The following is a 25,188-nucleotide window of genomic DNA, read 5'->3' as shown; positions in this document are numbered from 1 at the left end:
AAGTGCGCGCATTATCCTGTGATTGAACGCCCCTGTCACTTCGCCGCGCATGAAGGCGTACAACGGGGTTGTCAGCACACTCGCCGCAGGCTCAAACTGGACGCTTTTCCGCTGGCGCGCGATGACGCAGCCCGGCCCGTCCAGAGCGCTGGAACACACAGCGCCAAGCGTATCGATCATTCGGGGGTCCTGACATGGAACTGGTTGTAAAAAGCGTAGCTGCTGCATCCGTAAAAACCGCCACCCTGGTCATTCCGGTAGGTGAAAACCGCAAGCTCGGCGCCGTGGCCAAGGCCGTCGACCAGGCCAGCGAAGGCGCCATCAGTGCCGTGCTCAAGCGTGGCGACCTGGCCGGCAAGCCGGGCCAGACCCTGCTGCTGCAAAGCCTCCCCGGCCTCAAGGCCGAACGTGTGCTGCTGGTCGGCAGCGGCAAGGACGAAGCCCTGGGCGACCGCGCCTGGCGCAAGCTGGTCAGCAGCGTCGCCGCTGTGCTCAAGGGCCTGAACGGCAGCGATGCGGTGCTGGCCCTGGATGACATTGCGGTCAGCAACCGCGATGCCCACTACGGCAAGTACCGCCTGCTGGCTGAAACCCTGCTCGACGGCGAGTACGCGTTCGACCGTTTCAAGAGCCAGAAGGCCGAGCCGCGCGCCCTGAAAAAGGTCACCCTGGTGGCCGACAAGGCCGGCCAGGCCGACGTCGAACGCGCAGTCAGGCATGCCAGCGCCATCGCCACCGGCATGGCCTTCACCCGCGACCTCGGCAACCTGCCGCCCAACCTGTGCCACCCAAGCTTCCTCGCCGAACAGGCCAAGGACCTGGGCAAGGCGCACAAGGCGCTGAAGGTCGAGGTACTGGACGAGAAGAAGATCAAGGACCTGGGCATGGGCGCGTTCTACGCCGTCGGCCAGGGCAGCGAGCAGCCACCACGCCTGATCGTGCTCAACTACCAGGGCGGCAAGAAGGCCGACAAGCCGTTCGTGCTGGTGGGCAAGGGCATCACCTTCGACACCGGCGGCATCAGCCTCAAGCCCGGTGCCGGCATGGACGAGATGAAGTACGACATGTGCGGCGCCGCCAGCGTGCTCGGCACCCTGCGTGCGGTGCTCGAACTGCAGCTGCCGATCAACCTGGTGTGCCTGCTGGCCTGCGCCGAGAACATGCCGAGCGGCGGCGCCACCCGTCCGGGTGACATCGTCACCACCATGAGCGGCCAGACCGTGGAAATCCTCAACACCGACGCCGAAGGCCGCCTGGTGCTGTGCGACACCCTGACCTACGCCGAACGCTTCAAGCCGCAGGCAGTGATCGACATCGCCACCCTCACCGGCGCCTGCATCGTCGCCCTGGGCAGCCATACCTCCGGCCTGATGGGCAACAATGACGACCTGGTCGGCCAGTTGCTCGACGCCGGCAAGCGTGCCGACGACCGCGCCTGGCAGTTGCCGCTGTTCGATGAATACCAGGAGCAGTTGGACAGCCCGTTCGCCGACATGGGCAACATCGGCGGGCCGAAAGCCGGCACCATCACCGCCGGTTGCTTCCTGTCGCGCTTCGCCAAGGCCTACGACTGGGCGCACCTGGACATCGCCGGCACGGCCTGGGTCAGCGGTGGCAAGGACAAGGGCGCGACCGGTCGCCCGGTACCGCTGCTCACCCAGTACCTGCTGGACCGCGCTGGCGCCTGACGCCGGGCAGCCGGTGGCGCCTTGCGCGCCATCGGCCGACGATACCACCATGAGCAAAGTCGACTTCTACATCCTGCCCACCGATTCGCTGCCGGCGCGGCTGGATTTCGCCTGCAAGCTGTGTGAAAAGGCCTGGCGCCTTGGCCACCGGGTCTACCTGCATTGCCAGGATGCCGACCAGCGTGACCAGCTGGACCAACGTCTGTGGCGCTTCAAGGGCGAGGCCTTCGTGCCCCACGACCTGGCAGAGCTGCACGCGGACGCGCGCGTGGCCCTGGGCCTGGCCGACGATGCCGGCGACCATCGCGACCTGCTGATCAACCTGGGCACCGGTGTGCCGGGTTTCGTCGGCCAGTTCGAGCGGGTGGCCGAGATCGTCGTCGAGGAGCCTGGCATCCGCCAATCGGCACGTGAGCGATTCCGTTTCTACCGTGAACAGGGCTATGCTCTGCAAGACCACCGCTTACAGCGACTTTGACGACGATGGACAAACCCTCCCCGCTACCCGATTCCGCCCATCTGCTCGATGACCTCGAGTCGATCCGCCAACTGCTTGGCGACGCCGACCTGCAACCGCCACTGCTGACCGAGACGGTCGAGCAGATCCCCCTGCTGCTGGAAGCAGAGCCCGACAACACCGCGCCGCTAGCCGAAGCGGTCGAATCCGGCGCCGCGGATGACCCGCAGACCCGCCGCCAGGACACCCTGCTGCACCTGGAAAGCGAGCTGCGTGCGGCCGCGCAGATGATCATGCAGGACGTGATCAACGACTTTACCCCGCATATCGAGAACGAGATCAAACGCCGGCTGGATGCGCGGATCGAGCGGTTGATCAAGCGTTCCGAGTAAACCGGGTATCAGCGGCGCCCGCTCCCACAGGTACGGTGCAAGCTTCCAGACATGCACCGTACCCGTGGGAGCGGGCGTGCCCGCGAAGCAGGCGCCACGGTTCCGTCAGTTGTCAGCAGCTTGTCGCCTGCGGCCCCCAGCTTGGTTATACTTCCCGGCTTTCCCGAATAAATGCACAGGGTCCCGCCGCGCATGGATAAGACCTACCAGCCGCACGCCATCGAAACTTCCTGGTACAACACCTGGGAGTCCGAGAACTATTTCGCCCCACAAGGTGCAGGCGAGTCCTACACCATCATGATCCCGCCGCCGAACGTGACCGGCAGCCTGCACATGGGCCACGGCTTCAACAACGCGATCATGGATGCCCTGATCCGCTTCCGCCGCATGCAAGGCCGCAACACCCTGTGGCAGCCCGGCACCGACCACGCCGGTATCGCCACCCAGATGCTGGTCGAGCGCCAGCTCGAGGCCAAGGGCCAGAACCGGCATGACCTGGGCCGCGAAAAGTTCCTGGAAAAGGTCTGGGAATGGAAGGACCAGTCCGGCGGCAACATCAGCCGGCAGATCCGCCGCCTGGGCTCGTCGGTGGACTGGAGCCGCGAGCGTTTCACCATGGACGACGGCCTGTCCGAAGCGGTCAAGGAAGCCTTCGTGCGCCTGCACGAGGACGGCCTGATCTACCGCGGCAAGCGCCTGGTCAACTGGGACACCAAGCTGCACACGGCCATCTCCGACCTCGAAGTGGAAAACCACGACGAGAAAGGCCACCTGTGGAACCTGCGCTACCCGCTGGCCGACGGCGCCAAGACCGCCGAAGGCAAGGATTACCTGGTCGTCGCCACCACCCGTCCGGAAACCCTGCTGGGTGACGCCGCCGTGGCGGTCAACCCGAACGACGAGCGCTACCAGGCGCTGATCGGCAAGTTCGTCGAACTGCCGCTGGTCGGCCGTCGCATCCCGATCATCGCCGACGATTATTGCGACCCCGAGTTCGGTACCGGCTGCGTGAAGATCACCCCGGCCCACGATTTCAACGACTACGAAGTCGGCAAGCGCCACAACCTGCCGCTGCTGAACATCTTCGACAAGAACGCCTTCGTGCTGGCCAGCGCCCAGGCCTTCAACCTCGACGGCAGCGTCAACGAGCAGGTCGACACCCGCCTGCCGGCCCAGTACGCCAACCTCGACCGCTTCGTCGCGCGTAAACAGATCGTCGCCGACCTGGACGCCCAGGGCCTGCTGGTGAGCATCGATGACCACGCCCTGAAGGTGCCGAAAGGCGACCGTTCGGGCACCGTGATCGAGCCATGGCTGACCGACCAGTGGTACGTTTCCACCAAGCCGCTGGCAGAACCTGCCATCGCCGCCGTGGAGGATGGCCGCATCCAGTTCGTGCCCAAGCAGTACGAGAACATGTACTTCTCCTGGATGCGCGACATCCAGGACTGGTGCATCAGCCGTCAGCTGTGGTGGGGTCACCGCATCCCGGCGTGGTACGACGAGGCCGGCCAGGTCTATGTCGGCCGCAACGAGGAAGAAGTGCGCGCCAAGCACAACCTGGGCGCCGACGTTGCCCTGCGCCAGGACGACGACGTGCTCGACACCTGGTTCAGTTCGGGCCTGTGGACCTTCTCCACCCTGGGCTGGCCGGAGCAGACCGAGTTCCTCAAGAAGTTCCACTCCACCGATGTGCTGGTGACCGGCTTCGACATCATCTTCTTCTGGGTTGCGCGCATGATCATGCTGACCATGCACCTGATCAAGAACGAGGACGGCACCCCGCAGGTACCGTTCAAGACCGTGTACGTGCACGGCCTGGTGCGTGATGGCCAGGGTCAGAAGATGTCCAAGTCCAAGGGCAACGTGCTGGACCCGCTGGATATCGTCGACGGCATCACCCTCGACGCGCTGCTGGAAAAACGCACCAGCGGCATGATGCAGCCGAAGCTGGCCGAGAAGATCGCCAAGCAGACCAAGGCCGAGTTCCCGGAAGGTATTGCCAGCTACGGCACCGATGCCCTGCGCTTCACCTTCTGCTCGCTGGCTTCCACTGGCCGCGACATCAAGTTCGACATGGGCCGCGTCGAAGGCTACCGCAACTTCTGCAACAAGATCTGGAACGCCGCCCGCTACGTGCTGGACAAGGGCGAGGACTGCGGCCAGAACGGCGAAGCCGTCGAGCTGTCGCTGGCCGACCGCTGGATCATCTCGCAGCTGCAGCGCACCGAAGCCGAAGTGACCCGCCAGCTGGAGCAGTTCCGCTTCGACCTGGCCAGCCAGGCACTGTACGAGTTCATCTGGAACCAGTACTGCGACTGGTACCTGGAGCTGTCCAAGCCGGTACTGTGGGACGAGAACGCACCGGTCGAGCGCGCCCGTGGCACCCGCCGCACCCTGGTGCGCGTGCTGGAAGTGGCATTGCGCCTGGCGCATCCGTTCATGCCGTTCATCACCGAAGAAATCTGGCAGCGCATCGCGCCGCTGGCGGGCATCAGCGGCAAGACCATCATGCTGCAGCCATGGCCGGTGGCCAATGAAAGCCGTATCGACCCGGCCGCCGAAGGCGACATCGAATGGCTCAAGGAGCTGATGGTCGGCCTGCGCAACATCCGCGCCGAGATGAACATCGGCCCGGGCAAGCCGCTGCCGCTGTTCCTGAAGAACGCCAACGCCGATGACCAGCGTCGCCTGCAGGAAAACGAAGCCCTGCTGAAGAAGCTGGCCAAGGTCGAGTCGTTCACCGTGCTGAGCGAGGCCGACGAAGCACCGCTGTCGGCCACCGCCCTGGTCGGTGACCTGCAGGTGCTGGTACCGATGGCCGGCCTGATCGACAAGGATGCCGAGCTGGCGCGCCTGAACAAGGAAATCCAGCGCTTGCAGGGTGAAGTGGCGCGCGTGGGCGGCAAGCTGTCCAACGCGGCCTTCGTCGACAAGGCCCCGCCCGCGGTGATCGAGAAGGAACGCGCCAAGCTGGCCGAGTCCGAACAGGCCCTGGCCAACTTCACCGAGCAGCACGCGCGGATTGCTGCGCTTTAATCACTAGAGAAACAGCTGGGGCCGCTGTGCGGCCCTTTCGCGACACAAGGCCGCTCCCACAGGAACGGCGCCGGTTTGAAGGGCGCCGCCATCCTGTGGGAGCGGCCTTGTGTCGCGAAAGGGCTGCACAGCAGCCCCAGGCTCTATCAGCCACGTATAGGGCTGGACACTGCCATGACCCCGAACAAACCCACCCTGCACCCGCGCAACCGCCACCAGGGCCGCTATGACTTCCCCAGCCTGATCAAGGCCCACCCTGACCTGGCGCGCTTTACCATCACCAACCCCCACGGCAAGCCCAGCATCGACTTCGCCAACCCCGAAGCTGTGCGGGTATTCAACCGCGCCTTGCTCAAGGCCCAGTACGGCATCCAGCACTGGGACATACCGGCCGATTACCTGTGCCCGCCCATTCCTGGTCGTGCCGACTACATCCACGTGGCCGCCGACCTGCTGGCCGACGATAACGCCGGCGAGATTCCCAAAGGCGCGCAGGTCCGCGCCCTGGACATCGGCGTCGGCGCCAACTGCATCTACCCGCTGCTCGGCCACAGCGACTACCGCTGGCGCTTCCTGGGTTCGGACATCGACCCGGTGGCCCTGGCCTCGGCCAAGGCCATCGTCCAGGCCAACCGCCTGGACAAGGCCATCACCCTGCGCCAGCAGGCCAACCCTGCACACATCCTCAGCGGCCTGCTGCAGGACGACGAACGCTTCGACCTGACCCTGTGCAACCCGCCCTTCCATGCCTCACGCGACGAAGCCACCCGCGGCAGCCAGCGCAAGTGGAAGAACCTCGGCAAGCAGGACCCCAAGCGCAAGCTGCCGGTGCTGAACTTCGGTGGCCAGAACAATGAACTGTGGTGCGAAGGCGGCGAGATCCGTTTCGTCACCCAGCTGGTTGGCGAAAGCGTGCAATACGCAGAACGGGTGCTGTGGTTCACCAGCCTGGTGTCCAAGGCCGGCAACCTGCCAGGGATCGAAGCCGCGCTGAAAAAGGCCGGCGCCAGGGCCGTGCGTATCGCCGAAATGGGCCAGGGGCAGAAACTCAGCCGCATGGTCGCCTGGAGCTTCTTCGACGACACAGCGCGCCAGGCCTGGCACGCCCGGCGTAAACAACAGGCATGAAAAAACCGCGCCCGGGCAAGCCGGGCGCGGTTTCGTCAAAGCGTCAACAATTACTTGTTGATGGCGTCGGTCAGCACTTTGGCGGGAACGAACTTGACGACTTTCTTGGCAGCGATTTCGATGGCAGCGCCAGTCGAAGGGTTGCGGCCGGTACGGGCAGGACGCTCGGTGACTTTCAGCTTGCCGATGCCTGGCAGAGTGATTTCAGCGCCGTTTTCCAGCTGGTCGGCAACGATCTGGCCCAGTTGCTCCAGAGCGTTCTTGGCGGTGGCTTTTGGCGCGGCGATCGATTCGGCGATGTCGGCAATCAGTTGGTCTTTGGTCAATGCCATGGTGGTGTTCCTTCCCTATCAAATTCGATGGTTATGCAGCGGGCTAACGACGTTATCGGGCCAGCCCCTGAAAGTGGAGGGCCGCGCCAATCGCGTATGTAGATACGCAAATCGGCGTTTGGTTCGACACGCCGGCAGCACGTTGCCAGCAATGCGCCACGTGCTGGGCGCAAGACCGCGCAAAGCTACCACAGGAACGGATAAATATCCGCTGCGCACTTCGATTAAATGCAGGTTTTTCGGGGGTTTTAGCCTCGAACGCACAAATTTGAACAAAAAACGAACAACCGGCATTTCTGCCAACATCCGGCCACTGCATCACCTGGCGTCTGGGGTAAACTTGGCACCTTTTGCAGCCCGCCGAGAATTCCATGCCAATCCGCCATTGCATCGTTCACCTGATCGACAAAAAGCCTGATGGCAGCCCCGCCGTACTGCATGCCCGCGATTCCGAGCTGGCCGCCTCCGATGCCATCGAAAACCTGCTGGCCGACCTCAATGACAGCTACAACGCCAAGCAAGGCAAGGCCTGGGGATTCTTTCACGGTGAGTCCGGCGCCTACCCGCTGAGCGGCTGGCTGAAGCAGTACCTGGACCAGGAAAAGGATTTCACCGCCTTCAGCCGCTTAGCCGTGGAGCACCTGCAGAAGCTGATGGAAGAGTCCAACCTGTCCACCGGCGGCCACATCCTGTTTGCCCATTACCAGCAAGGCATGACCGAGTACCTGGCGATCGCCCTGCTGCACCATAGCGAAGGCGTGGCGGTGAACGCCGAACTTGACGTGACGCCTTCGCGGCACCTCGACCTCGGGCAGTTGCACCTGGCGGCGCGGATCAACCTGTCGGAATGGAAGAACAACCAGAACTCCAAGCAGTACATTTCGTTCATCAAGGGCAAGAACGGCAAGAAAGTCTCCGACTACTTCCGCGATTTCATCGGCTGCCAGGAAGGTGTCGACGGCCCGGGCGAAACCCGCACTCTGCTCAAGGCCTTCAGCGACTTCGTCGAGAGTGAAGACCTGCCGGAAGAATCCGCCCGCGAAAAGACCCAGACCCTGGTGGACTATGCCACCACCCAGACCAAGCTGGGCGAGCCAGTGACCCTGGAAGAGCTGTCCAGCCTGATCGACGAGGACCGGCCGAAGGCGTTCTACGACCACATCCGCAACAAGGATTACGGCCTGTCACCGGAAATTCCCGCAGACAAACGCACCCTCAACCAGTTCCGTCGCTTCACCGGGCGTGCCGAGGGGCTGTCGATCAGCTTTGAAGCGCATTTGCTGGGGGACAGGGTGGAATACGACGAAGCGGCCGGGACCTTGATCATCAAGGGGCTGCCGACCACCCTGGTGGACCAGTTGAAGCGGCGCAAGGACTGATGGCCCAAGGGGCTGCCGCGCAGCCCCATCGCAAAGCGGCCCTAGTGCGCCGAAGCGCTGTCATAGGCGGCCACCAACGCCTCCTTAGCCGACTTGCGCAGTCGCTTCACCAGCCGCTCCTGGCGCAACGCCTCACCCTTGTCCGGCCATTGTTCCATATACACCAGCGCCTGGGCCGGGCTGGTCTTGAAATAACGTGCACCCTGCCCCTTCTGGTGCGCCAGAAAGCGCCGCTGCGGATCATCGCTGATGCCGCAATACAACGAACCATTGGCAGCCCGTATCAGGTAGACATACCAGGGTTTCACTGCCTGCTCCGGCACTTGTTCACTCACGACGCCTGCTCTTTTCATCATTAGTTTGGTGGGCCCACTCATCGAGGGCTTCATCATGCTTGATTCGCTTCCCCACATCGGCTTGGGTGCTGTACTGCTTGTGGCTGCATTCGCCACACAGGCATCGACTGGCGTGGAAACCGCAAGACAGATGCAAGAGAACTACGACTCCACCCCTGCCCAGTGCGAGGGCAAAGCCGTACCTGCCCACGCCTGTTCGGGCGTGCTGCTTCGCTCGACCAGGCCGTCACCGCATTACCACACCTGGCATCATAGCCAGAACAGCAAGGACAAGGGCGGCGTATCGTTCTCCTACCTGCGCAGCGATATCCCCACGACCCAGCTGGCTGCCGATGGCCGCAGCGGCTTCACCCTGTACCCGATGCTGCAACGCCCGCAAGGCTCCCTACGCTACGAGATGCTGTGCGCCTGGCCCACCGACGGCGACACCTGGGAACGCGATAATCGGGGTTGCGGCGATAACCGGCAAACGGCCGAAACCGAGGCAGCCTGCCATGAACAGGGGGTGTTCACTGCCGAGCAATGGATCGCGCGCTTCAGGCAGAGCGAGGATTATAAACGCCAATGCGCCTTCGACATCCGCCGCGCACGGGTGCCGGAGCGGGCTGAGGCCTTCCATCAAAGCCTGCGCGCCAAGCAATTGTTCGCCAGCGAGCTGCCGTTTCCCTGGAACGAAGTGGTGATTGGCGCCTGGGACGAGGCGAGCGCCAGTCGCCTGCCGATCCAGTCGTTTTTCCACATCGAGGGCGAGTATGGTGCGTTGCAGCAGGCTCAGGCCGACCAGAAGGACTGGCACCAGACCTATGGCAGTTTCATCCCGGTGATTCGTATTCGGCTACCGGGCACTGCCAACGAGGGGGCCACCTTCAGCTACCACGACAGTGATCAGGCCGTTGCGCTGCCCTGAGCATGCTGATATGCCCGCAAGCCCTTGAACGCTTGCTGGCGTACCTTGTCCTGTACCAGCGGCGACCAGCCAAGCAGCAGGCCTGGAACACCCAGTGCCTGCCGCGACCAGCGCCACAGGTCGAAGGTGTCATCATGCTGGCAGATCAGCCCATCGCGGATCACGAAACGCGCCTGGATATGGTTGACCACGGTGCGGCCGGTCTGGCTGAACAGGTAGGTGGCGACCCAGTGTGCGCCACCACTGCGCTCATCGGCGCGCACGCCGTCGAACGTCAGGGTGAAATCCTTGGCCCGGGTGGTGAGCATCCGCCACATGTCACCCGCGTCCTTGCCGCGCAAGGTTCCGAATACCGGGTCGCTGAAGACGATATCGTCGCTGTAGCAGGCCACCATGGCCTCGGCGTCAAGGCGCTGGAAGGCCTGGTAGAAGCGGGTGATGAGTTGGCGGTTGGCGTCGCTCATGAGGGCTGGTCCGTCCTGGGTCGAAAGCAGCACGATAATCTGCCCCACAGGCTTATACCAGTACCCGCGAAGAGGTTGGTACTGGCAGGTTCACCTTCAAACCTTCTCGCTGGTCACTTGCACATGCAAAGCCCGCCCAGCCCCCAGCCCGAAGATGATGGCGCCAACCCCCAGCACGGCAAAGATCCAGCCCACGGCGGCCCAGCCTCCGCTCAGGTCATGCACCAACCCCACCGCAAACGGCCCCATCGATGCCAAGGTGTAGCCCACGCCCTGGGCCATGCTCGACAGGTTGGCTGCCACATGGGCGTCTTTCGAACGCAGCACGATCAAGGTCAGCGCCAGGGCGAAGGTACCGCCCTGCCCCAGGCCCAGCAGTACCGCCCAGCCCCACAACCCGGCAATCGGCGCATACAGGCAACCGAACAAGCCGGCCAGGGTGGTCAGCATGACCAGCACGATCGCCAGCCGCTGGTCCTTGCCACGCGTGGCCAGCCACGGCGCACTGAGCGAACTGACCAACTGCACGATCACCGATCCCGACAGCACCAACCCCGCCGCGGTCGGGCTCAGGCCGCGACCGATCAGGATTGACGGCAACCAACCGAACACGATGTAGGCCAGCGACGATTGCAGGCCCATGTACAAGGTCACCTGCCAGGCCAAGGGATCACGCCACAGGCCACGCACGCGATACGCCACCTTGTGCAAGCCATGCCCCTGGCGGGCCTGGGGCAGCCAGACCAGCATGGCCAGCAACGCCGGTAGCGCCCAGAAGCCCAGCCCCAGCGCCCAACTGCCGTCGAAGTGCTGCGCCAGAGGGACGGTGGCCCCTGCTGCCATGGCCGCGCCCAGGCATAGCGCCATGGTGTACACGCCGGTCAGCGTGCCGGCGTGCTGCGGGAAGTCGCGCTTGACGATACCCGGTAACAGCACGCCGATGATGCCGATGCTGGCCCCGGCCATCAGGCTGCCGAGGAACACGCCGATAGCACCGAAGCTACTGCGTACCACGATGCCCAGCGCCAGGCTGGCGAGGATGCCGAGGATCACCCGCTCACTGCCGAAGCGACGCGCCAGCACAGGCGCCAACGGGGCGAACAGGCCCAGGCACAGCACTGGCAAGGTGGTCAGCAAACCAGCCAGCGAGGCGTTCAGCCCCAGGCCCGCGGACACCTGGCCAAGCACCGGCGCCATACTCGACAACGCCGGGCGCAGGTTCAGCGCCACCAGCACCAGGCCGAGCAACAGCAGCCACGGCCGCCGCAGCAGCACGGGCTGCTGCTGGACCTGCTCGTCGTCAGCCTCGGCATCGATCAGCAGCTCATCGAGATCTCGCTCAGGTGGCGGGGTATTACGGGTGATGGATTCAGCCATGGCGTTCTCGGGTCAGGATTCGATGAGGGTACGGCTCAGGCGCTTGGCCCGCTCCGCGTCGCGTTGCTCGATGGCCTCGAGAATCTGCCCGTGCAGGTCGAACGTGGCCTGGCAGCGCGGAACGGTGGTCATGTTGTGCTGCAGCGCGGCAGCCACCACCCCGGAAAAGTAGCGGTACAACTCGCTGAGTGCCGGGTTGTGGGCGGCATCGACCAGCCGTTGGTGGAACACCAGGTCGCAGGCCACGTAGGCTGCGACATCGCCATGAAAATGCCCGGCACTGAGCGCCAGGGCATCACGCAACGCCTGCAGGTCGGCATCGGTACGCCGCAGCGCAGCCAGGCCGATGGCCTCTGCTTCGAGGATGTGGCGGGTTTCACGGGCATGTTCAGGTGAGCAGCGTGACATTGCCAGCACCGCCTGCAATGGGTCCTGGGCCGTGCGCAGGTAGCTGCCGTCACCCTGGCGGATTTCCACCAGGCCGCTGAAAGCCAGCACGCGCATGGCCTCGCGCACGGTATTACGGCTGATGCCCAGCTCCACGGCCAGCACCGGTTCGGTGGGCAGGCGTTGGCCGATTTGCCAGTCGCCCTGGAGGATACGTTCGCGCATGCGCTCGACGGCAAGCTCGACCAGTGAGCGCCTGGTCAATCCGCTGTTCATTTCACTCAACCAATCATCCGATGAATTCGAAGAGCTTAATGGAAAGCCTTGCGCACGGCAATTCAACTGGCATTTCTACCAGTTGCCGGCGCGCGGGGATGTTGCAACGCTTCACCACGACCTCATCAAGGCATGACTTATGTCGATCAGTAGAACCCTACGCTGGACTGCCCTGCTGCTGGCTGCGCTGCTGGTCAACGGCTGCGACGTCAAACCGCTGCAAACGCAGCCCAAGACGCTGATCATCGGCATGGACGGCGTCCAGCTTCAGCACTACGAACAGCTGGGAGACGATACCAACCTGCACAAGCGCCTGTTCTATGGCAAAGCCTATGCCGGCGGCATAACCGGACGGGCCAGCGAGCAGGCCACGGTCAGCGGCCCGGGGTGGATCACCCTGTTGTCAGGTGTGTGGGCCAACAAGCACAAGGTGGTTTCCAATTCCGAAACCTTGCGCATCGCTCCCGAGTTCCCCAGCCTGTTCAAGCGGCTACGCGATGCACGGCCAAACGCCTACATTGCCAGCATCGTCAACTGGTCGCCGATCAACACTGCCTATCTGCTGGTGGACGCGCAGGGCAACAACCTGCGCGAAAGCGGCCTGAATGATGAGCAGGTCACCGCGCGAACCCTGGAAATAATGGGCAATACCCCGGCCGACTTCACCTTCATTCAGCTCGACGAACCCGACCAGGCCGGCCATGCCAGTGGTTTCGGGCCAGCCTACCAGGCAGCCCTGCGCGAGGCTGACGAGCGCCTGGGGCGCCTGCTGGACAAGGTGGAACAGCGAATGACCCAGCACCCGCAGGAGGATTGGCTGGTGATAGTCTGCACTGACCACGGCCGGGATTACTGGGGCACTGGCCATGGCGGTGTGACCGAGCAGGAGAAGACGGTGTTCATTGCCAGCAACAAGCCGTTGAATGAAGAGCTGAACCAACCCAGCATTCCAGAAGACAACCCGGGGCCCAACAACTTGTATGGCTACGCAGCGCAGGCATCAGTAGCCCCGACCGTGCTCAGGCACATGGGGCTCGACCTGCTGCCGGAATGGCTGCTCGACGGCACGCCGCTGCTGGGCGCCACCGGCGTACGCAAGGCACGGGCCATCGAAGCCGAAGGCAAATTGTTGTGGAACAGCGACTCGCCAGGGACCGTGATCATTCACAAAAATGGCCAGGTCGTCGCCAATGCGCAGGCTTACCTGCAGCAGTGGACCGACCCCGAAGGCATGCGCCAGGCCAACGACTACGTGCTTGAACTCGATGGCACGCCGGTCGCAGTGCGCACCCGCCCAGCCAGCACGCAATTGAATGTCGAGGAAGTCAGGTACTGAGCGGGCCGGCACTGCAGGAGCGGATGTCCCCGCTCCTGCAGTGCCCGGCTCAGTTCAAGGCATCGAGCAGCGCCTGGTTCATCTCCGGCGTGCCAATGGTGATACGCAGGAACTGGGCAATGCGCTCCTGCTTGAAGTGACGCACGATCACACCCTGTTCACGTAGGCGCGCCGACAGCTGTGCAGCATCCTGCTGGGGGTGGCGGGCGAAGATGAAGTTGGCCGCCGATGGCAATACCTCGAAGCCCTTGCCGACCAGCTGCTCGACCAACGCTTCACGGCTGTCGATTACCTTGCGGCAGGTTGCCTGGAAGTAGGCCTTGTCCTCGAAGGCAGCCGCAGCACCCACGATCGCCATGCGGTCAAGCGGGTAGGAGTTGAAGCTGTTCTTGATCCGCTCCAGCGCCTCGATCAGGTCCGGGTGACCGACTGCCAGGCCAACCCGCAGGCCGGCGAGCGAGCGTGACTTCGACAGGGTCTGGGTCACCAGCAGGTTGTCGTAGCGGTCCACCAGGCTGATCGCGGTCTCGCCGCCGAAGTCGATGTAGGCTTCGTCCACCACCACCACCGAGTCGCGGTTGGCTTGCAGCAACTGCTCGATCGCCTGCAACGGCAGCAGGCAGCCGGTCGGCGCGTTAGGGTTGGGGAAAATAATCCCGGCGTTGGGTTTGTTGTAGTCAGCAACGCGAATCTGGAACTGCTCATCCAGCGCCACCTGCTCGAACGGGATGCCATACAGGCCACAGTACACCGGGTAGAAGCTGTAGCTGACATCGGGAAACAGCAACGGACCGCGAGCGTGCTGGAACAGGCCGTGGAAGATGTGCGCCAGCACCTCGTCCGAGCCGTTGCCGACGAACACTTGCGCCGGGGTCACGCCGTAGTACTCGGCCACCGCCTGCTTCAGGCGGTCACTGTTCGGGTCCGGGTACAGGCGCAGGTTGTCGTTCAGCTCGCCACGCATGGCTTCCAGCGCCTTGGGCGACGGGCCATAGGGGTTCTCGTTGGTGTTCAGCTTGACCAGACGCGCCAGCTTGGGCTGCTCGCCCGGCACGTAAGGCACCAGGTCCTTGACGAAGGGGCTCCAGAATCGACTCATGCTCAGTTCCCCTTCTCTTGGGTCAGGATACGGTATTCAGCGCTGCGGGCGTGGGCGGTCAGCGACTCGCCACGGGCCAGGACCGAAGCGGTATGGCCCAGTTCGGACGCGCCCTGCTCGGAGCAGAAGATGATCGACGAACGCTTCTGGAAGTCATATACCCCCAATGGCGACGAGAACCGCGCGGTACCGGAAGTGGGCAGCACGTGGTTGGGGCCGGCGCAGTAGTCGCCGAGCGCTTCGCTGGTGTGGCGGCCCATGAAGATCGCGCCCGCGTGGCGAATGTGCGGCAGCCAGGCCTGCGGGTCGGCTACCGACAGTTCCAGGTGCTCCGGTGCGATGCGGTTGGCCACTTCGATCGCCTGCTGCATGTCGCGCACCTGGATCAGCGCACCACGGCCATTGATCGATTTCTCGATGATCGCGGCACGCTCCATGGTCGGCAGCAACTTGTCGATGCTGGCGGCAACACGGTCGAGGAACGCGGCATCCGGGCTGACCAGGATCGCCTGGGCGTCTTCGTCGTGCTCGGCCTGGGAGAACAGGTCCATGGCGATCCAGTCGGGGTCGGTCTGGCCGTCGCACACCACGAGGATTTCCGACGGGCCGGCGATCATGTCGATGCCCACCTGGCCGAACACGTGGCGTTTGGCGGTGGCGACATAGATGTTGCCCGGGCCGACGATCTTGTCCACCTGCGGCACGCTTTCAGTACCGTAGGCCAGCGCGGCGACGGCCTGGGCGCCACCAACGGTGAACACCCGGTCGACACCGGCGATGCAGGCGGCTGCCAGCACCAGTTCGTTGACCTCGCCACGCGGGGTCGGCACCACCATGACCACTTCGGCCACCCCGGCAACCTTGGCCGGGATGGCATTCATCAGCACCGACGACGGGTACGACGCCTTGCCGCCCGGCACGTACAAGCCGGCGCGGTCCAGCGGGGTGACCTTCTGACCGAGCACGGTGCCGTCGGCTTCGGTGTACTGCCAGGAGTCCTGCTTCTGCCGCTCGTGGTACAGGCGCACACGGGTGGCGGCCTTTTCCAGGGCTTCGCGCTGGGCCGGGGTAATGCGGGTCAGGGCCAGTTCCAGGCGGTCGCGCCTGAGGATCAGGTCGTCGATCGACTTGGCATCCACACCATCGAAACGCTGGGTGAACTCCACCAGCGCCGCATCGCCGCGCTCGCGCACAGCCTTGATGATGTCGAGCACGCGTTGGTTGACCGCGTCATCGGACACACTTTCCCAGCTCAGCAGATGATCCAGATGTCGGGCGAAATCCGGATCAGCAGCGTTAAGACGGGCGATTGCAGTGGACACGGTCATGGCGAGGGCCTCGATTATTGGCGAATGCTCAGGCGCCCTAGGCTACCAGTCCATCCGCGCGGGCACCCGAGAAAAATGGCTATGACGCGGATAGACGGGCGCGACAGCGAAGGTCGCGCGCAGGAGTCAACCGCGGTGTCGCGACTCGACTGCTTGGCGCAGCGTGTCGATCAGGCTCTGGATACGGGCGTGCTGCATTTTCATGGAGGCCTTGTTCACTACCAGGCGCGAGCTGATCGTGGCGATCAGTTCCTGCGGTTCCAGGCCGTTGGCACGCAGGGTGTTGCCGGTGTCGACCACGTCGATGATCTTGTCGGCGAGGTTGATCAGCGGCGCCAGCTCCATCGAGCCATACAGCTTGATGATGTCGACCTGGCGACCCTGTTCGGCGTAGTAGCGCTTGGCTACGTTGACGAACTTGGTAGCCACGCGCAGACGGCCCTTGGGCTCGGGTGCGCCGACCACGCCAGCGGTCATCAGCTTGCAACGGGCAATCTGCAGGTCCAGGGGCTCGTACAGGCCCTGGCCGCCGTACTCCATCAGCACGTCCTTGCCGGCCACACCCAGGTCGGCGGCACCGTGCTCGACATAGGTCGGCACGTCGGTGGCACGCACGATCAGCAGGCGCACATCGTCCTGCGTGGTAGGGATGATCAGTTTGCGGCTCTTGTCCGGGTTCTCGGTCGGCACGATACCGGCTTCCGCCAGCAGCGGCAGGGTATCGTCGAGAATACGGCCTTTGGAAAGCGCGATGGTCAACATTGGAACGTCGGTCCTCAAGCGGCTACTGCCGGCCGGGCCACAAGCCCGACCGCATTCAATTCATCAGGCCCACCCTGTGGGAGCGGGCTAGCCCGCGAACACCGGCAGAGCCGGTGCCATGCACCGCGGAGGCTTCTTCGCGGGCATGCCCGCTCCCACAGGATGTGCCAGGCAGATAACTAGCCCGGTACGCGACGGATCTTCGCGCCCAGCATCTGCAGTTTTTCCTCGATGCACTCGTAACCACGGTCGATGTGGTAGATGCGGTCGATCAGCGTATCGCCTTCGGCAACCAGTGCCGACAGCACCAGGCTGGCGGAAGCGCGCAGGTCGGTGGCCATGACCGGGGCGCCCTTGAGCGCTTTCACGCCGGTGACGATCGCGGTGTTGCCTTCGACCTGGATCTGCGCGCCCATGCGGTGCATTTCGTAGACGTGCATGAAACGGTTTTCGAAGATCGTCTCGATCACGGCGCCGGTGCCTTCGGCAATGGCGTTGAGCGAGATGAACTGCGCCTGCATGTCGGTCGGGAATGCCGGGTACGGGGCGGTACGCAGGTTGACGGCTTTCGGCCGCTTGCCGTGCATGTCCAGCTCGATCCAGTCTTCGCCGGTGTTGATGTCGGCGCCGGCTTCCTTGAGCTTTTCCAGGACCGCTTCGAGGATGGTCGGGTCGGTGTCCTTGACCTTGACACGGCCACCGGTCACGGCAGCGGCAACCAGGTAGGTGCCGGTCTCGATACGGTCCGGCATCACCCGATAGCTGGCCGAAGCCAGGCGCTCGACGCCATCGATGACGATGGTGTCGGTACCGGCGCCCTGGATCTTGCCGCCCATGGCGTTGATGAAGTTGGCCAGGTCGACCACCTCCGGCTCGCGCGCGGCGTTCTGCAGCACGCTGCGGCCCTTGGCCAGAGCCGCGGCCATCATGATGTTCTCGGTACCGGTCACGCTGACGGTGTCGAAGAAGAAGTGCGCACCGCGCAGGCCACCTTCAGGCGCCTTGGCCTTGATGTAGCCGCCTTCCACTTCGATCTTCGCGCCCATGGCTTCGAGGCCACGGATGTGCAGGTCGACCGGCCGCGAGCCGATGGCGCAACCGCCCGGCAGGGCCACTTCGGCCTCGCCGAAGCGGGCGACCATCGGGCCCAGTACCAGGATCGAGGCGCGCATGGTCTTGACCAGTTCGTACGGTGCGACCAGGGTCTTGATGGTGCGCGGGTCGATCTCGACCGCCAGCTTTTCGTCGATCACAGGCTCGATGCCCATGCGCCCGAACAGCTCGATCATGGTAGTGATGTCGTGCAGGTGTGGCAGGTTGCCTACGGTGACCGGGCCGTCAGCCAGCAGGGTCGCCGCCAGGATCGGCAGGGCTGCGTTCTTCGCGCCCGAAATGCGGATCTCGCCATCAAGGCGAGCGCCGCCAGTAATAATCAGTTTGTCCATTGGAATCTCGCCGCCACGTTGGCTCAGGTGCGCTCAGCCCAGGCTGCGCTGCTGAAAAATTTCATGGTTACCGCATGGATGCTGCCATTGGCGATCCACGGATTCAGGTGAGCATAGATCGCCTGCTGGCGTTTGACCGGGCTCAGGCCAGCCAACTCGTCGCTGATCACGTTCAACTGGAAGTTGCAGCCTTCGCCTTCAACTTCGACCCGGGAACCCGGCAATTTCTCTTCAAGGAAGCTTTTAACTTCTACGGCCTGCATGCTCAACCTCAATCGGCGCCCGATGCGCACGGGTCGGCCATCATACAAAAAAGCCCCTCGCCTGCGAAGCCCAACGAGGGCTTCGCTGACCGAGGGGCCATCATTCCTGTCGCAGCATCAGGTTGCCAGCACTTCGTCGAGGTCATAGACCTCGGCAATTTCACGCATGTCGTCAGGCATGTTGCGCACCTGGCAGCCCTTGCCAGCGGCCTGGGCATCACGCACGAAGGCCAGCAGCAAGGACAGGCCGACACTGGTGGAACGCTGCACCGCCGAGCAATCGAGCACCAGCTGTGCCTCGCGGCAGGCGCCGATCAGCGCCTTGCCCTGCTTGCGCAGGGCCGGCCCGCTGCGGTAGTCCAGCACACCGGCCAGGTGCAGTACGCCCGGCTCGGCCATGCTAACAGCGGCCTCACTCATTTCACGGTCTTCTCTGGCGAATTGTCGGCGGCCTGCTTGGCCTTGGCCACTTCACCGGCCCAGCCGTCGATGGTCTTGTCCAGGTCGCCGCCGTTGCGCTGCATGGCGTCGGCAAACTGGTCACGGAACAGCTTGCCGATGTTGATGCCATTGACGATCACGTTCCGCACCTTCCATTCGCCGCCGATGTTTTCCAGGGTGTACTGCACCGGGTAAACGGCACCATTGTTGCCGGTGACCTTCATGCCTACCGAGGCGCGCTTGCCGTCATCGGCCTTGGCCGGGTCCACGACGATACCCTGGTTGTTGTACTCCAGCAGCGCGTTACCGTAGAACTGGAACAGGCTGCGTTTGAAGTTTTCCTGGAAGCGCTGCATCTGCTCGGGGGTGGCCTTGCGCGAGTACTTGACGGTCATGATGCTGCGGGAAATACCGTCGGCATCGACCACGGGCGCGAGGATCCGGTCAAGGGTGTCGTAGAAAGCTTGCGGGTTGGTCTTGTACTGCTCCTTGTTGGCCTTGAGCTCACCCAGCAGCTCGGTGGTGGTGCTCTGCACCACGTCGTGCGGCGACTGCGCGGCCATTGCCATCAGGGGGAAGGCCGCCAGCAGGACCAGCAGGCCACGTCGCAGGATCGAAATCATGGAAACTCCTTAATTAGCCGGTTGCGCTTCTTTCGGTTCCTTGCCAACGGAGTTGAGCAGGAACTTGCCAATCAGATCTTCCAGCACCAGCGCCGACTGGGTGTCATGGATGGTTGCGCCATCCTTCAGCACCTGTTCTTCACCGCCCACGCTGATGCCGATGTACTTCTCGCCCAGCAGCCCGGCAGTCAGGATCGAGGCAGTGGAATCGACCGGCAGATTGTCCACCGACTTGTCCAGCTGCAACGTCACCCGACCGGTGTAGGAATCGCGATCCAGGTCGATGGCGGTCACCTTGCCGATGGTCACACCGGCCATGGTCACTTTAGCTCTGACCGTCAAACCGGCGATATTGTCGAAGTACGCATAAACTTTATAGGTATCGCTGCTCGGGCTGGCCGACAGGCCGCTGACACGCAGGGCCAGCAGCAGCAGCGCCAGGATCCCGGCCAGGAGGAACAGGCCGACACCGATTTCCAGGGTGCGGTTTTGCATCAGAAATCTCCAAACATCAAGGCGGTCAGAATAAAGTCCAGACCCAGCACTGCCAACGAGGCATAGACCACGGTCTTGGTGGTGGCACGGCTGATCCCTTCTGAGGTGGGCTCACAGTCGTACCCCTGGAATACGGCGATCCAGGTCGTGACGAAGGCAAATACCAGGCTCTTGACCAGCCCGTTGAGCACGTCGTCGGTGAACGAAACACTGTTCTGCATGTTGGCCCAGAACGAGCCCTCGTAGACGCCCAGCCAGTCCACGGCGACCCACGAGCCACCCCAGATGCCGACCACGCTGAAGATCAGCGCCAGCAACGGCAGCGAGATGAAACCGGCCCACAGGCGCGGTGCGACGATGTACTTGAGCGGGTCGACACCGATCATTTCCAGGCTCGACAGCTGCTCGGTCGATTTCATGTTGCCGATTTCAGCGGTCAGCGCGGAACCGGCACGACCGGCGAACAGCAAGGCGGTCACTACCGGGCCGAGCTCACGCAGCAGGGTCAGGGCAACCATCTGCCCTACCGCCTGTTCCGAGCCGTACTTGGTCAGGATGCTGTAACCCTGCAGCGCCAGCACCATGCCGATGAACACGCCGGACACGACAATGATCGCCAGCGACAACACGCCTACCGAGTACAGCTGCCGGGTCAGCAGCTGGAGGCCGCCACCGATGCCGCCACGGCCGACCAGGGCATGGAACAGGAACAGGCAGGAACGCCCCAGCACCGCCAGCACGTCGATTGCCGAACGCCCGAGCAGGCGCACACGTTCGAGTAAGGATTTTCTGCGCATCAACGCGCCCCCAGCAGGTCGGCGCGGTAGTCAGGCGCGGGAAAGTGGAAAGGAACCGGGCCGTCCGGGTCGCCCTTCATGAACTGGCGAATGCGCGGGTTGTCCGAGCCCATCAGCTCGTCAGGAGTACCCTGGCCCAGCACCTGGCCGTCACCCACCACATAGATGTAGTCGGCGATGCTGGCGGTTTCCGCCAGGTCGTGGGAGACCACGATGCTGGTGATGCCCAGCGCATCGTTGAGCAGTCGGATCAGGCGCACCAGTACGCCCATGGCGATCGGGTCCTGGCCGACGAACGGTTCGTCGTACATGAGAATCTGCGGGTCCAGGGCAATCGCCCGGGCCAGCGCCACCCGGCGCTTCATGCCACCGGACAGCTCGTCCGGCATCAGGTCGATGGCCCCGCGCAGGCCCACGGCCTGCAGCTTCATCAGCACGATGTCGCGGATCATTTCATCCGGCAACTGGGTGTGCACGCGCAACGGGAACGCGACGTTCTCGAACACATCGAGGTCAGTGAACAGCGCGCCGCTCTGGAACAGCACCCCCATCTGCTTGCGGGCGTCGAACAGATCGCTGCGCGACAGGGTCGGCAGGTTCTGCCCGGCCACCCAGACTTCACCGCTGGAAGGGCGCAACTGCGCGCCCATCAGGCGCAGCAACGTGGTTTTGCCGCACCCCGATGGCCCCATGATACCGGTGACCTTGCCGCGCGGGATGCGAATGTCGACGTTGCTGAAAATGCTGCGCGAACCGCGTTTGAAGGTAACCCCCTTCAACTCGACCGCGTAGGCGCTATCCACACTCATCTAGACTCCTTGCTGATGCAGCCTCGTCCTAATGGACGCCGGCCTCCACCTGGAAGGCACACGCGCCCCTTGGCGGGCCGAATAGCGGCGAACTATAGCACCGCTGACAGCGTCGCCCCAAGGTCGGCAAACGACTCGTTCAGCCCCGTGACAGGCAGGTGCGAGATTCGCCACGGCAATCGAAAGCGTGAGGGTTTCGTTCATTGCAGCTATAATCGCCGCCTTTTCATCAGGCATTGCTTTTTCGACATGAGCCAATCCAGCGAGCTGATCCAATCCGCCCAACGCACCCTGCGCCTGGAACTCGAGGCCGTAGAGGCCCTGCTGGCGCGCATCGACGACAACTTCGTCAAGGCCTGCGAACTGATCCTGGCCAGCAAGGGCCGGGTCGTCGTGGTCGGCATGGGCAAGTCCGGGCACATCGGCAACAAGATCGCCGCCACCCTGGCCAGCACCGGTACGCCGGCGTTTTTCGTGCACCCGGCCGAAGCCAGCCATGGCGACATGGGCATGATTACCCGCGATGACGTGATCCTCGCCCTGTCGAACTCTGGCAGCACCGCCGAAATCGTTACCCTGCTGCCGCTGATCAAGCGCCTGGGCATCAAGCTGATCAGCCTGACCGGCAACCCGGACTCGCCCCTGGCCCAGGCTGCCGAGGTCAACCTCGACGCGCGCGTCGAGCAAGAGGCCTGCCCGCTGAATCTGGCCCCCACCTCTTCCACCACCGCATCGCTGGTGCTCGGTGACGCCCTGGCCATCGCCCTGCTCGAGGCCCGCGGCTTCACCGCCGAGGACTTTGCCTTCTCGCACCCGGGTGGTGCGCTGGGCCGCCGCCTGCTGCTGAAGGTCGAGAACGTGATGCACGCCGGCGACGAACTGCCTCAGGTCCCGCGCGGCACCCTGCTCAAGGACGCCCTCGTGGAAATGTCCCGCAAAGGCCTGGGCATGACGGTGATCGTCGAAGCCGACGGCAAGCTCGCCGGGATCTTTACCGACGGCGACCTGCGCCGCAGCCTGGACCGCAACATCGACGTCCACACCACCCTGATCGACCAGGTCATGACCGTGCACGGCAAGACGGCCCGCGCCGAAATGCTCGCGGCCGAGGCCCTGAAGATCATGGAAGACCACAAGATCGGCGCCTTGGTTGTGGTAGACCGCGAGGACCGCCCGACCGGCGCCCTGAACATGCACGACCTGCTGCGCGCCGGCGTAATGTAAAGGAGCGATGGAATGAACCAGGACCTCATGCAACGCGGCAAGCACATCAAGCTGGCAGTGTTCGACGTGGACGGCGTGCTCACCGACGGGCGCCTGTACTTCCTCGAGGACGGCAGCGAATTCAAGACCTTCAACACCCTCGACGGCCAGGGCATCAAGATGCTCATGGCCTCGGGCGTGACCACCGCGATCATCAGCGGGCGCAAGACCCCGGTGGTCGAGCGCCGGGCGAAGAACCTCGGTATCCCGCACCTTTATCAGGGCCGCGAGGACAAACTGGTGGTGCTTGACGGCCTGCTCGCCGAGCTGGGCCTGAGCTATGCTCAAGTGGCCTACCTCGGCGACGACCTGCCCGACCTGCCGGTGATTCGCCGGGTCGCCCTGGGCATGGCGGTGGCCAACGCCGCTCCATTCGTTCGCCAGCACGCCCACGGCGTGACCCAGGCACGTGGCGGCGAAGGCGCAGCCCGTGAATTCTGCGAACTGATCATGCAGGCCCAGGGCACCCTGGACGCTGCCAACGCCAATTACCTGTAAGGCTGCCCATGTTCAGCAAGAAAGCCCGCAACATTGCGCTGCTCGCGGTGATCGCCGCCCTGCTGGTGGCGATCGGCTACTGGAATGTCAGCCCGGAAAGCTTCCTCGACAAGCCGGTGGCGCAGACCGACGAAAGCGCCATCGACTACTATGCGGTGAACGCCCACAGCGTGCAGTTCCTGCCCGACGGCAAGCTGCAGTACGAAATGACCGCCGACAAGGTCGAACACCTCAAGGCCAGCGAAATCACCTTGCTGACCACGCCGGACCTGCACCTGTACCGCGGCACCGCGTTCCCGTGGCACGTGCAGAGCACCCGCGCCGAGGTCAACCCGGACGGCAGCGAAGTCGAACTGATCGACAACGTGCGGGTGGCCCGTACCGACGAAAAGCAGCGTGAAACCATCATTACCAGCTCACGCATGACCGTGTTCCCGCAGAAGCAATATGCGCAGACCGAGCAAGCCGTTAGAATCGACGGCGCCGGTGGCACGACTACGGGTAAAGGAATGAAAGCGTATTTGAAAGAAGGCAAGATGGACTTGCTCTCTAACGTAAGAGGACAGTATGAGGCTCGTTAAAACCCTCCCCCTTTTGCTCAGCCTGAGCGCAGCACTGGGAAGCGCGAGCGCCCTCGCCCTGCCGAATGATCGTGACCAGCCTATCCGCATCCAGGCCGACAATGCCCACCTGGACGACAAGCAGGGCGTGGCCACCTACACCGGCGACGTGATCATCACCCAGGGTTCGATGATGATCAAAGGCAACACCGTGACCATCACCCGCTCCGCCTCCGGCGACATCGACGTGGTGACCTCGGTGGGCAACCTGGCCTACTTCGAGCAGCAGCAGAGCGCAGCCAAGCCGGACAAGATGAAGGGCTGGGCGGTCACCATCCAGTACCAGGCGCAAAAGGACATGGTGGTCCTCACCGATCGCGCCAAGGTCGAGAACGAAGGCAACACCACCGAAGGCGAGAAGATCGTCTACAACACCAAGACCCAGGTGGCGACCGCCGGTCGTGGTGGCAACGTGACTTCGCCGCGTCAGCGTATCGACATGGTGATCCAGCCCAAGAAGAAGGCCGAGTAAATGGCAACCCTCAAAGCCCAGCACCTGGCCAAGAGCTACAAGGGGCGGCAAGTCGTGCGTGACGTCAGCCTGTCGATCGACAGCGGCCAGATCGTCGGCCTGCTCGGCCCCAATGGCGCCGGCAAGACCACCTGCTTCTACATGATCGTCGGCCTGGTCCAGGCCGAGCAGGGCCGCGTGCTGATCGACAACCTCGATGTCAGCCACCAGCCCATGCACGGTCGCGCCCGCGCCGGTATCGGCTACCTGCCGCAGGAAGCCTCGATCTTCCGTAAACTGTCGGTGGCCGACAACATCATGGCGATCCTCGAGACCCGCAAGGACCTCGACCGCGAAGGCCGGCGCAAGGAACTGGAAAGCCTGCTGCAGGAGTTCCACATCAGCCACATTCGCGACAACCTCGGCATGAGCCTGTCCGGTGGCGAACGCCGCCGCGTCGAGATTGCCCGTGCACTGGCGACCGCGCCCAAGTTCATCCTGCTGGACGAACCGTTTGCCGGTGTCGACCCGATCTCCGTCGGCGACATCAAGCAGATCATCCACCACCTCAAGGCCAAGGGCATCGGTGTGCTGATCACCGACCACAACGTCCGCGAAACCCTGGATATCTGCGAAACCGCCTATATCGTCAATGATGGCCGCCTCATCGCCGAAGGCGATGCCGAGACCATCCTGGCCAACGACTTGGTCAAAGAGGTTTACCTGGGCCACGAGTTCCGGCTCTGACCCTGGCACGCGCCTGGAGCACTGGCAAT

At 63.6% G+C, this 25,188-nt stretch carries 28 protein-coding genes; 13 read left to right on the top strand and 15 right to left on the bottom strand.

From position 1 onward, the window contains the following. Positions 1-194: 194 nt before the first annotated feature. From ACLEJP_RS13840 to rlmF, 5 genes are all read left to right on the top strand, one after another. Entirely contained in the window at positions 195-1,688 is a 1,494-nt protein-coding gene (locus ACLEJP_RS13840) for a leucyl aminopeptidase (RefSeq protein ID WP_440807156.1), read from the top strand. A 49-nt stretch (positions 1,689-1,737) separates the two neighbouring features. Continuing rightward, positions 1,738-2,166, top strand: a complete 429-nt coding sequence (locus tag ACLEJP_RS13835) for a DNA polymerase III subunit chi (RefSeq protein ID WP_225780560.1) — start codon at positions 1,738-1,740, stop codon at positions 2,164-2,166. 5 nt (positions 2,167-2,171) lie between these two features. Beyond that, on the top strand, positions 2,172-2,537 hold the full coding sequence (locus ACLEJP_RS13830; protein WP_440807154.1) for a DNA polymerase III subunit chi: 366 nt from the start codon (positions 2,172-2,174) through the stop codon (positions 2,535-2,537). Between the two features lie 192 nt (positions 2,538-2,729). Next, complete coding sequence (locus ACLEJP_RS13825) at positions 2,730-5,576, top strand: valine--tRNA ligase (protein WP_440807152.1); 2,847 nt, start codon at positions 2,730-2,732, stop codon at positions 5,574-5,576. Positions 5,577-5,750: 174 nt separating this feature from the next. After that, positions 5,751-6,704 (top strand): 23S rRNA (adenine(1618)-N(6))-methyltransferase RlmF, encoded by a 954-nt coding sequence (gene rlmF, locus ACLEJP_RS13820; RefSeq protein ID WP_440807149.1) that lies wholly within the window; start codon positions 5,751-5,753, stop codon positions 6,702-6,704. A gap of 50 nt (positions 6,705-6,754) precedes the next feature. Here the strand turns inward: rlmF and ACLEJP_RS13815 are convergent, their stop codons facing one another. Beyond that, complete coding sequence (locus ACLEJP_RS13815) at positions 6,755-7,036, bottom strand: HU family DNA-binding protein (RefSeq protein WP_112250800.1); 282 nt, start codon at positions 7,034-7,036, stop codon at positions 6,755-6,757. Positions 7,037-7,407: 371 nt separating this feature from the next. On the opposite strand from ACLEJP_RS13815, the gene yejK reads away from it, so the two are divergent. Next, positions 7,408-8,415 (top strand): nucleoid-associated protein YejK, encoded by a 1,008-nt coding sequence (yejK, locus tag ACLEJP_RS13810; RefSeq protein WP_440807147.1) that lies wholly within the window; start codon positions 7,408-7,410, stop codon positions 8,413-8,415. A gap of 41 nt (positions 8,416-8,456) precedes the next feature. Here the strand turns inward: yejK and ACLEJP_RS13805 are convergent, their stop codons facing one another. Beyond that, a complete protein-coding gene (locus tag ACLEJP_RS13805; protein WP_440807144.1) occupies positions 8,457-8,750 on the bottom strand; it encodes a GIY-YIG nuclease family protein in 294 nt (97 codons plus the stop codon). A gap of 133 nt (positions 8,751-8,883) precedes the next feature. Here ACLEJP_RS13805 and ACLEJP_RS13800 point away from each other — a divergent pair, with 133 nt between their 5' ends. Further along, entirely contained in the window at positions 8,884-9,678 is a 795-nt protein-coding gene (locus ACLEJP_RS13800; protein ID WP_440807141.1) for a hypothetical protein, read from the top strand. Here the strand turns inward: ACLEJP_RS13800 and ACLEJP_RS13795 are convergent. The 3 genes from ACLEJP_RS13795 to ACLEJP_RS13785 form a co-directional block, all read right to left on the bottom strand. Next, complete coding sequence (locus ACLEJP_RS13795) at positions 9,657-10,142, bottom strand: nuclear transport factor 2 family protein (RefSeq protein WP_440807139.1); 486 nt, start codon at positions 10,140-10,142, stop codon at positions 9,657-9,659. The two genes, ACLEJP_RS13800 and ACLEJP_RS13795, sit on opposite strands and share 22 nt — an antisense overlap. 96 nt (positions 10,143-10,238) lie before the next feature. Beyond that, the gene (locus tag ACLEJP_RS13790; RefSeq protein WP_440807137.1) at positions 10,239-11,519 is read right to left on the bottom strand and encodes a CynX/NimT family MFS transporter; all 1,281 of its coding nucleotides are present in this window, start codon (positions 11,517-11,519) and stop codon (positions 10,239-10,241) included. A gap of 12 nt (positions 11,520-11,531) precedes the next feature. Further along, a complete protein-coding gene (locus tag ACLEJP_RS13785) occupies positions 11,532-12,182 on the bottom strand; it encodes a FadR/GntR family transcriptional regulator (RefSeq protein WP_440807135.1) in 651 nt (216 codons plus the stop codon). A 139-nt stretch (positions 12,183-12,321) separates the two neighbouring features. Between ACLEJP_RS13785 and ACLEJP_RS13780 the strand changes: the two genes are divergently transcribed. Continuing rightward, entirely contained in the window at positions 12,322-13,518 is a 1,197-nt protein-coding gene (locus ACLEJP_RS13780) for an alkaline phosphatase family protein (RefSeq protein WP_440807134.1), read from the top strand. Between the two features lie 49 nt (positions 13,519-13,567). Here ACLEJP_RS13780 and hisC read toward each other — a convergent pair whose 3' ends face one another. The 10 genes from hisC to ACLEJP_RS13730 form a co-directional block, all read right to left on the bottom strand. After that, positions 13,568-14,617, bottom strand: a complete 1,050-nt coding sequence (hisC, locus tag ACLEJP_RS13775; RefSeq protein WP_440807132.1) for a histidinol-phosphate transaminase — start codon at positions 14,615-14,617, stop codon at positions 13,568-13,570. Between the two features lie 2 nt (positions 14,618-14,619). After that, complete coding sequence (gene hisD, locus ACLEJP_RS13770; protein ID WP_440807130.1) at positions 14,620-15,945, bottom strand: histidinol dehydrogenase; 1,326 nt, start codon at positions 15,943-15,945, stop codon at positions 14,620-14,622. 126 nt (positions 15,946-16,071) lie between these two features. Further along, a complete protein-coding gene (hisG, locus tag ACLEJP_RS13765) occupies positions 16,072-16,707 on the bottom strand; it encodes an ATP phosphoribosyltransferase (protein ID WP_023382134.1) in 636 nt (211 codons plus the stop codon). 179 nt (positions 16,708-16,886) lie between these two features. Next, positions 16,887-18,152: a UDP-N-acetylglucosamine 1-carboxyvinyltransferase gene (murA, locus tag ACLEJP_RS13760; protein WP_225780550.1), complete on the bottom strand. Its 1,266-nt coding sequence runs from the start codon at positions 18,150-18,152 to the stop codon at positions 16,887-16,889. A 23-nt stretch (positions 18,153-18,175) separates the two neighbouring features. Next, positions 18,176-18,415, bottom strand: coding sequence for a BolA family protein (locus ACLEJP_RS13755; RefSeq protein WP_003255121.1), 240 nt, complete (start codon positions 18,413-18,415; stop codon positions 18,176-18,178). Positions 18,416-18,532: 117 nt separating this feature from the next. Continuing rightward, positions 18,533-18,835, bottom strand: coding sequence for an STAS domain-containing protein (locus tag ACLEJP_RS13750; protein WP_225780549.1), 303 nt, complete (start codon positions 18,833-18,835; stop codon positions 18,533-18,535). Continuing rightward, positions 18,832-19,479, bottom strand: coding sequence for an MlaC/ttg2D family ABC transporter substrate-binding protein (locus tag ACLEJP_RS13745; protein WP_296231103.1), 648 nt, complete (start codon positions 19,477-19,479; stop codon positions 18,832-18,834). The genes ACLEJP_RS13750 and ACLEJP_RS13745 overlap by 4 nt, the downstream gene beginning before the upstream one ends. 9 nt (positions 19,480-19,488) lie before the next feature. Continuing rightward, on the bottom strand, positions 19,489-19,974 hold the full coding sequence (gene mlaD, locus ACLEJP_RS13740) for an outer membrane lipid asymmetry maintenance protein MlaD (RefSeq protein WP_170028411.1): 486 nt from the start codon (positions 19,972-19,974) through the stop codon (positions 19,489-19,491). Continuing rightward, positions 19,974-20,771 (bottom strand): lipid asymmetry maintenance ABC transporter permease subunit MlaE, encoded by a 798-nt coding sequence (gene mlaE / locus ACLEJP_RS13735; RefSeq protein WP_225780547.1) that lies wholly within the window; start codon positions 20,769-20,771, stop codon positions 19,974-19,976. Before mlaE ends, mlaD begins: the two co-directional genes overlap by 1 nt. After that, positions 20,771-21,580: an ATP-binding cassette domain-containing protein gene (locus tag ACLEJP_RS13730; protein ID WP_225780546.1), complete on the bottom strand. Its 810-nt coding sequence runs from the start codon at positions 21,578-21,580 to the stop codon at positions 20,771-20,773. Before ACLEJP_RS13730 ends, mlaE begins: the two co-directional genes overlap by 1 nt. 249 nt (positions 21,581-21,829) lie before the next feature. Between ACLEJP_RS13730 and ACLEJP_RS13725 the strand changes: the two genes are divergently transcribed. The 5 genes from ACLEJP_RS13725 to lptB are packed head-to-tail and all read left to right on the top strand — an operon-like array spanning position 21,830 to position 25,159. Beyond that, the gene (locus tag ACLEJP_RS13725) at positions 21,830-22,804 is read left to right on the top strand and encodes a KpsF/GutQ family sugar-phosphate isomerase (RefSeq protein ID WP_289133961.1); all 975 of its coding nucleotides are present in this window, start codon (positions 21,830-21,832) and stop codon (positions 22,802-22,804) included. Between the two features lie 12 nt (positions 22,805-22,816). Beyond that, a complete protein-coding gene (locus ACLEJP_RS13720) occupies positions 22,817-23,341 on the top strand; it encodes a KdsC family phosphatase (protein ID WP_085623989.1) in 525 nt (174 codons plus the stop codon). A gap of 8 nt (positions 23,342-23,349) precedes the next feature. Continuing rightward, entirely contained in the window at positions 23,350-23,922 is a 573-nt protein-coding gene (gene lptC, locus ACLEJP_RS13715) for an LPS export ABC transporter periplasmic protein LptC (RefSeq protein ID WP_225780544.1), read from the top strand. Next, positions 23,909-24,433 carry a lipopolysaccharide transport periplasmic protein LptA gene (lptA, locus tag ACLEJP_RS13710; RefSeq protein WP_170028407.1) on the top strand — a complete coding sequence of 175 codons (525 nt, stop codon included), beginning with the start codon at positions 23,909-23,911 and terminating at the stop codon, positions 24,431-24,433. Before lptC ends, lptA begins: the two co-directional genes overlap by 14 nt. Then, the gene (gene lptB / locus ACLEJP_RS13705; RefSeq protein WP_012270657.1) at positions 24,434-25,159 is read left to right on the top strand and encodes an LPS export ABC transporter ATP-binding protein; all 726 of its coding nucleotides are present in this window, start codon (positions 24,434-24,436) and stop codon (positions 25,157-25,159) included. It begins immediately after the preceding gene. Positions 25,160-25,188 lie beyond the last annotated feature (29 nt).

It is taken from the genome of Pseudomonas sp. SMV7, from assembly GCF_052041995.1.
In the GTDB taxonomy this organism is placed as follows: Bacteria; Pseudomonadota; Gammaproteobacteria; order Pseudomonadales; family Pseudomonadaceae; genus Aquipseudomonas.
This window is presented reverse-complemented; position numbering and strand designations above follow the sequence as displayed.

Excerpts from the sequence above, each read along its gene's own strand:
- mlaD (WP_170028411.1), bottom strand. The coding sequence starts at position 19,974 with ATGCAAAACCGCACCCTGGAAATCGGTGTCGGCCTGTTCCTCCTGGCC.
- ACLEJP_RS13785 (WP_440807135.1), bottom strand. The coding sequence starts at position 12,182 with ATGAACAGCGGATTGACCAGGCGCTCACTGGTCGAGCTTGCCGTCGAG.
- ACLEJP_RS13730 (WP_225780546.1), bottom strand. The coding sequence starts at position 21,580 with ATGAGTGTGGATAGCGCCTACGCGGTCGAGTTGAAGGGGGTTACCTTC.
- ACLEJP_RS13745 (WP_296231103.1), bottom strand. The coding sequence starts at position 19,479 with ATGATTTCGATCCTGCGACGTGGCCTGCTGGTCCTGCTGGCGGCCTTC.
- ACLEJP_RS13840 (WP_440807156.1), top strand. The coding sequence starts at position 195 with ATGGAACTGGTTGTAAAAAGCGTAGCTGCTGCATCCGTAAAAACCGCC.
- hisD (WP_440807130.1), bottom strand. The coding sequence starts at position 15,945 with ATGACCGTGTCCACTGCAATCGCCCGTCTTAACGCTGCTGATCCGGAT.
- ACLEJP_RS13835 (WP_225780560.1), top strand. The coding sequence starts at position 1,738 with ATGAGCAAAGTCGACTTCTACATCCTGCCCACCGATTCGCTGCCGGCG.
- ACLEJP_RS13780 (WP_440807134.1), top strand. The coding sequence starts at position 12,322 with ATGTCGATCAGTAGAACCCTACGCTGGACTGCCCTGCTGCTGGCTGCG.
- ACLEJP_RS13830 (WP_440807154.1), top strand. The coding sequence starts at position 2,172 with ATGGACAAACCCTCCCCGCTACCCGATTCCGCCCATCTGCTCGATGAC.
- lptB (WP_012270657.1), top strand. The coding sequence starts at position 24,434 with ATGGCAACCCTCAAAGCCCAGCACCTGGCCAAGAGCTACAAGGGGCGG.
- ACLEJP_RS13750 (WP_225780549.1), bottom strand. The coding sequence starts at position 18,835 with ATGAGTGAGGCCGCTGTTAGCATGGCCGAGCCGGGCGTACTGCACCTG.
- hisG (WP_023382134.1), bottom strand. The coding sequence starts at position 16,707 with ATGTTGACCATCGCGCTTTCCAAAGGCCGTATTCTCGACGATACCCTG.
- hisC (WP_440807132.1), bottom strand. The coding sequence starts at position 14,617 with ATGAGTCGATTCTGGAGCCCCTTCGTCAAGGACCTGGTGCCTTACGTG.
- mlaE (WP_225780547.1), bottom strand. The coding sequence starts at position 20,771 with ATGCGCAGAAAATCCTTACTCGAACGTGTGCGCCTGCTCGGGCGTTCG.
- ACLEJP_RS13755 (WP_003255121.1), bottom strand. The coding sequence starts at position 18,415 with ATGCAGGCCGTAGAAGTTAAAAGCTTCCTTGAAGAGAAATTGCCGGGT.
- ACLEJP_RS13790 (WP_440807137.1), bottom strand. The coding sequence starts at position 11,519 with ATGGCTGAATCCATCACCCGTAATACCCCGCCACCTGAGCGAGATCTC.
- yejK (WP_440807147.1), top strand. The coding sequence starts at position 7,408 with ATGCCAATCCGCCATTGCATCGTTCACCTGATCGACAAAAAGCCTGAT.
- lptC (WP_225780544.1), top strand. The coding sequence starts at position 23,350 with ATGTTCAGCAAGAAAGCCCGCAACATTGCGCTGCTCGCGGTGATCGCC.
- ACLEJP_RS13815 (WP_112250800.1), bottom strand. The coding sequence starts at position 7,036 with ATGGCATTGACCAAAGACCAACTGATTGCCGACATCGCCGAATCGATC.
- murA (WP_225780550.1), bottom strand. The coding sequence starts at position 18,152 with ATGGACAAACTGATTATTACTGGCGGCGCTCGCCTTGATGGCGAGATC.
- rlmF (WP_440807149.1), top strand. The coding sequence starts at position 5,751 with ATGACCCCGAACAAACCCACCCTGCACCCGCGCAACCGCCACCAGGGC.
- lptA (WP_170028407.1), top strand. The coding sequence starts at position 23,909 with ATGAGGCTCGTTAAAACCCTCCCCCTTTTGCTCAGCCTGAGCGCAGCA.
- ACLEJP_RS13725 (WP_289133961.1), top strand. The coding sequence starts at position 21,830 with ATGAGCCAATCCAGCGAGCTGATCCAATCCGCCCAACGCACCCTGCGC.
- ACLEJP_RS13720 (WP_085623989.1), top strand. The coding sequence starts at position 22,817 with ATGAACCAGGACCTCATGCAACGCGGCAAGCACATCAAGCTGGCAGTG.
- ACLEJP_RS13795 (WP_440807139.1), bottom strand. The coding sequence starts at position 10,142 with ATGAGCGACGCCAACCGCCAACTCATCACCCGCTTCTACCAGGCCTTC.
- ACLEJP_RS13825 (WP_440807152.1), top strand. The coding sequence starts at position 2,730 with ATGGATAAGACCTACCAGCCGCACGCCATCGAAACTTCCTGGTACAAC.